Origin of the sequence: Streptomyces niphimycinicus, from assembly GCF_018883605.1 — a bacterium.
Classification (GTDB): domain Bacteria; phylum Actinomycetota; class Actinomycetes; order Streptomycetales; family Streptomycetaceae; genus Streptomyces; species Streptomyces niphimycinicus.
Genome location: NZ_JAHLEM010000824.1, coordinates 1 through 4,463, shown reverse-complemented (window position 1 = coordinate 4,463; position 4,463 = coordinate 1). Strand labels below are relative to the sequence as shown.

The following is a 4,463-nucleotide window of genomic DNA, read 5'->3' as shown; positions in this document are numbered from 1 at the left end:
CAGGCGCTGGAGCGCCACCGCGACGCGGCCGAGGCGGCCGCCGCCGCGGCGGCAGCCGCCCGTACGCCCCGGATCGCCCCGGCGACGGCGTACGCGCTGGGCGTGCTCCACGCCGATCAGCGGCATGAGGTCGAGGCGGCCCGCTTCGCGTTCGGCCGGATCTGGCGGCGCGTGGCCACCAGATCCTTCTGACGGCGGCCGCCCGACGCGAGGACGGCGGACGCCCGAGGCGAGCGGCAACAACAGACGGCGCATTCGCACGAAGAATGCGGCGGACACCGGAGACCGGGGAGGGAGACGGCGGATGAACCGGTCAGATTCCCGTGGTGACGGGGCAGCGGACACCGGAACGGTCCTGGCGGCGGGCTGCGTGCTGTGGCGACGGTCCCCGCACGGCGGCGGGCTGGAGATCGCCCTCGTCCACCGCCCCCGCTACGACGACTGGTCCCACCCCAAGGGCAAGCTCAAGCCCGGCGAGGACGCGCTGCACGGCGCGGTGCGCGAGGTCGTCGAGGAGACCGGTATGGGCTGCGCCCCGGGGGCGGTGCTGCCCACCCTCCACTACATGGCCAAGGGCCGCCCCAAGGAGGTCCGCTACTGGGCGGCGGAGGCCGTCGACGACGAGACCTTCGTGCCCAACCGCGAGGTCGACCGCCTGCTCTGGCTGCCCCCGGACGCGGCCCGCCGCCGCCTCTCCTACGACCACGACCGCACGCTCATCGACGCGCTGCTGCACGCCCTGCGACCGTCCTGAACCGCCCGTGGTGAACCGCCCGTGGTGAACCGCCCTCGGGACCGGGTCAGCGGCGGCGCAGGCTCTTGTCCGCGAGCGCCGGCGGCAGGTAGTAGCTGTCGCCCCGGTTGAGGTCCGTGCCCGGCGGGACGATCTCGTCGATCCGGTCCAGGACGTCCTGGCTCAGCTCCACCTCGGACCCGGCGAGCAGATCCTCCACCTGCGCCATGGTGCGCGGGCCGATGATCACCGAGGTGATGGCCGGATGGGCCCGTACGAAGGCGATGGCCAGATGCGGCAGCGACAGCCCGGCGTCGGCGGCCAGCTCGGACAGCGCGCCGACCGCCTCCAGCTTGCGCGCGTTACCGGGCAGCGACGGGTCGAACTTGTGCTTCTCCACGGCCGCCCGGCCGCCCGACAGATCCACATCGGACGCCTTGGTGTAGCGGCCCGTGAGCCAGCCCGCGGAGAGCGGGCCCCAGCTCAGCACGCCCATCCCGTACTTCTGCGCGGTCGGCAGCACCGCCGCCTCCACGCCCCGCGCCAGGATCGAGTACGGCGGCTGCTCGCTGCGGAACCGTACGTGCCCGCGCCGGTCGGAGACCCACTGGGCCTCCACCATCTGCTCGGCCGGGAAGGTGGAGGATCCGACGGCGCGCACCTTGCCCGCCCGGACCAGGTCGGACAGGACCGACAGCGTCTCGTCGATGTCCGTCGTGGGGTCCGGCCGGTGGATCTGGTAGAGGTCGATGTGGTCCGTGCCCAGGCGGCGCAGGCTGTTCTCGATCTCCTGGGTGATCCAGCGCCGTGAGTTGCCGCCTTCGTTGGGGTCGTCGCCCATCGGGAAATGGGCCTTGGTGGCCAGGACGATGTCGTCGCGGCGGCCCTTGAGGGCCTTGCCGACGATCTCCTCGGACTCGCCCTCGGAGTAGAGGTCGGCGGTGTCGACGAAGTTGATGCCCGCGTCGAGGGCGCGGTGGATGATCCGTACCGAGTCGTCGTGGTCGGGGTTGCCGATGGCGCCGAACATCATCGCGCCCAGGGCGTACTCGCTCACCGAGATGCCCGTCCCACCGAGGATCCTGCGCTTCATGGCTGGTGCCTTCCTCTGCTTTCCATGGCGTCCGCTGTTCGTAGCGTCGGTGTCCATGGCGTCTGCGTTCCATGGCCTTATGTGCCTTCAGCCTCGGGTCCGCGCGGACACCTCACCAGGCCCGGCTCAACCTGGGTCTGCCAGAACCACCTGTCCGGCCCAGATGCGGGCGGCGCGCGGATAATGGACGGATGGGCCATGCCGAACCGGAGATCAAGTCGTTTCTCAAGGCGCGCCGCGCCGCGCTCGACCCGGCCGAGCTGGGGCTGCCGGAGGGGGTCGTACGGCGCCGGGTGCGGGGGCTGCGCCGTGAGGAGGTCGCCCAGTTGGCCGGGATCAGCGTCGACTACTACACCCGTATCGAGCAGGGCCGGGCCCCGGCCATCTCGGACTCGGTGGTCGGCGGGCTGGCGCGGGCGCTGCGGCTGACCCCGTCCGAGCACACCTATCTGCGCAACATCACCCTGCCGCGGCGGCACGGCGCAGTGACCGACCCCGATCCGCGGCCGCGGGTGCGGCCGGAGATCCAGCAGTTGCTGAACGCGATGGACGGCACTGTCCCGGCCTATGTCTACGGACCGGCGATGGACGTCCTGGCCTGGAACCGGCTCGGCACCCGGCTCGGCATCGACTACCCCGCGATCCCCGATGAGCGGCGCAACGGCCCGCTGCTGGTCTTCCTCGACCCCCGGCTCAAGGAGATCCATCCGAACTGGGCCGAGGTCGCCGACGACACGGTGGCCGGGCTGCGCGCGGAGGTCGGGCGCCACCCCGGCAGTTCGCGGGTGTGCCGGGTGACCCATGAGCTGCTGGAGCGGAGCGAGGAGTTCCGGCAGCGGTGGGAGGCACAGGAGGTGCAGGAGCGGACGCGGGGCGTCAAGCGGTTCCGCCATCCGGAGATGGGGGAGCTGGTGCTGCGGTTCGAGGCGTTCGTCCTGCCCGCGGACCCGGGGCAGATGCTGTGCACATACACGGCCGACGAGGGCTCGGCGACGGCGGAGGCGCTGAAGGTGCTGGCGGGCGCGGCGGCGGTGGCCTGACGCGGCCCGAGCCGCCGCCCCGCGCCCCGCGCGCTGCCCCGACCCCGTTTCGTCCACCTCCTTGACGCGACTGGAAAGTTTCCTTACTTTCAACTCCTCCCACGGTGGCGCGCGGTGGCGCGCGAGGGCAATGGAGGTCCGGATGTCCGGCACCGAGGGCGGATTCGTCCGCCGTATCGGCCTGTTCCAGGCCACAGCCATCAACATGAGCCAGATGTGCGGCATCGGGCCGTTCGTCACCATCCCCCTCATGGTCGCCGCCTTCGGCGGACCGCAGGCCGTCATCGGCTTTGTCGCGGGCGCGGTGCTCGCGCTCGCCGACGGGCTGATCTGGGCCGAGTTGGGCGCCTCGCTGCCGGGGGCCGGGGGCAGCTATGTGTATCTGCGCCAGGCGTTCCAGTACCGCAGCGGCAAGCTGATGCCGTTCCTGTTCGTCTGGACGGCGATGCTGTTCATCCCGCTGATCATGTCCACGGGCGTGGTCGGTCTGGTGCAGTATCTGGGCTATCTGTGGCCCGATATGACGCGGACCCAGGGCGATCTGGTCGGACTCGGCGTCATCGTCTCGGTCATCGGGCTGCTGTGGCGGGGGGTCGAGCACATCGCCCGGATCACGGCCGTGATGTGGTGCGTGATGATCGCCTCCGTGGTCCTGGTCATCGTCGCCGCCTTCAGCCACTTCGACGCGGGGCAGGCGTTCACCTATCCGGACCACGCCTTCGAGCTGACCAGCGGTCATTTCTGGACCGGCTTCGCCGCGGGCCTGACCATCGGGATCTACGACTACCTCGGCTACAACACCGCCGCGTACATGGGCGCCGAGATCAAGGACCCCGGCCGCACCCTGCCGCGGGCCATCGTCACCTCGATCGCCGGAATCATGGGGATCTATCTGCTGCTTCAGATCGGCACCCTCGGCGTCGTCGACTGGCACGAGATGACCGAGCCCGGCTCGGTGGCCTCCCAGTCCGTCGCCTCGGCGGTGCTGGAGGAGACCTGGGGGAAGGGCGCGGCCGACGTCGTCACCGTGCTCATCCTGATCACGGCCTTCGCGTCGGTCTTCGCCGGGCTGCTGGGCGGCTCCCGGGTGCCGTACGACGCCGCCCGTGAACGGGTCTTCTTCCGCCCGTACGGCACGCTCCACCCGCGCCATCGCTTCCCCGTGCTGGGCCTGGCCACGATGGGTGTCGTCACCGCGATCGGCTTCCTGATCGGCCGCCACACCGATCTGGCCACGCTGATCCAGTTGCTGACCACGGTCATGGTGATCGTGCAGGCCCTGGCCCAGATCATCGCGGTCACGGTGCTGCGCCGCCGCCAGCCGGGGCTGCGGCGGCCGTACCGGATGTGGCTCTATCCGCTGCCGAGCGCGGTGGCGCTGGTGGGCTGGGTGGTGATCTACGGCTACGCGGACAAGAACTCCCCCGGACGGCACCCCATCGAATGGTCGCTGGCCTGGGTCGCGGCGGGGTGTGTGGCGTTCGTGCTGTGGGCGCGGGCGGAGCAGGTGTGGCCGTTCGGGCCGAAGGAGATCAGCGAGGAGTACGCGGCGGGCGCCGACCCCGACGCGGAAGGGGGCGCCCCGGGCACGCTGGGC

General features: G+C 71.2%; 4 protein-coding genes and 1 pseudogene. 4 read left to right on the top strand and 1 reads right to left on the bottom strand.

The window, feature by feature from the left end; genetic code table 11:
* A pseudogene (locus tag KN815_RS43535) lies at positions 1–192 on the top strand (CHAD domain-containing protein); the annotation flags it as partial.
* A gap of 112 nt (positions 193–304) precedes the next feature.
* Positions 305–754: an NUDIX hydrolase gene (locus tag KN815_RS43530; RefSeq protein WP_216347276.1), complete on the top strand. Its 450-nt coding sequence runs from the start codon at positions 305–307 to the stop codon at positions 752–754.
* A gap of 46 nt (positions 755–800) precedes the next feature.
* Here the strand turns inward: KN815_RS43530 and KN815_RS43525 are convergent, their stop codons facing one another.
* Positions 801–1,826, bottom strand: coding sequence for an aldo/keto reductase (locus KN815_RS43525; RefSeq protein WP_216347275.1), 1,026 nt, complete (start codon positions 1,824–1,826; stop codon positions 801–803).
* A gap of 191 nt (positions 1,827–2,017) precedes the next feature.
* Between KN815_RS43525 and KN815_RS43520 the strand changes: the two genes are divergently transcribed.
* Together KN815_RS43520 and KN815_RS43515 are read left to right on the top strand one after the other, a co-directional pair.
* Positions 2,018–2,866: a helix-turn-helix transcriptional regulator gene (locus KN815_RS43520; protein WP_216347274.1), complete on the top strand. Its 849-nt coding sequence runs from the start codon at positions 2,018–2,020 to the stop codon at positions 2,864–2,866.
* 142 nt (positions 2,867–3,008) lie between these two features.
* Positions 3,009–4,463, top strand: a 1,455-nt coding sequence (locus KN815_RS43515) for an APC family permease (protein ID WP_216347273.1), incomplete at its 3' end; no start/stop codon positions are given.

What these genes read in the sequence shown, in the direction of transcription:
- KN815_RS43530 (WP_216347276.1), top strand. Translation starts at nt 305, where the DNA reads ATGAACCGGTCAGATTCCCGTGGTGACGGGGCAGCGGACACCGGAACG.
- KN815_RS43525 (WP_216347275.1), bottom strand. Translation starts at nt 1,826, where the DNA reads ATGAAGCGCAGGATCCTCGGTGGGACGGGCATCTCGGTGAGCGAGTAC.
- KN815_RS43520 (WP_216347274.1), top strand. Translation starts at nt 2,018, where the DNA reads ATGGGCCATGCCGAACCGGAGATCAAGTCGTTTCTCAAGGCGCGCCGC.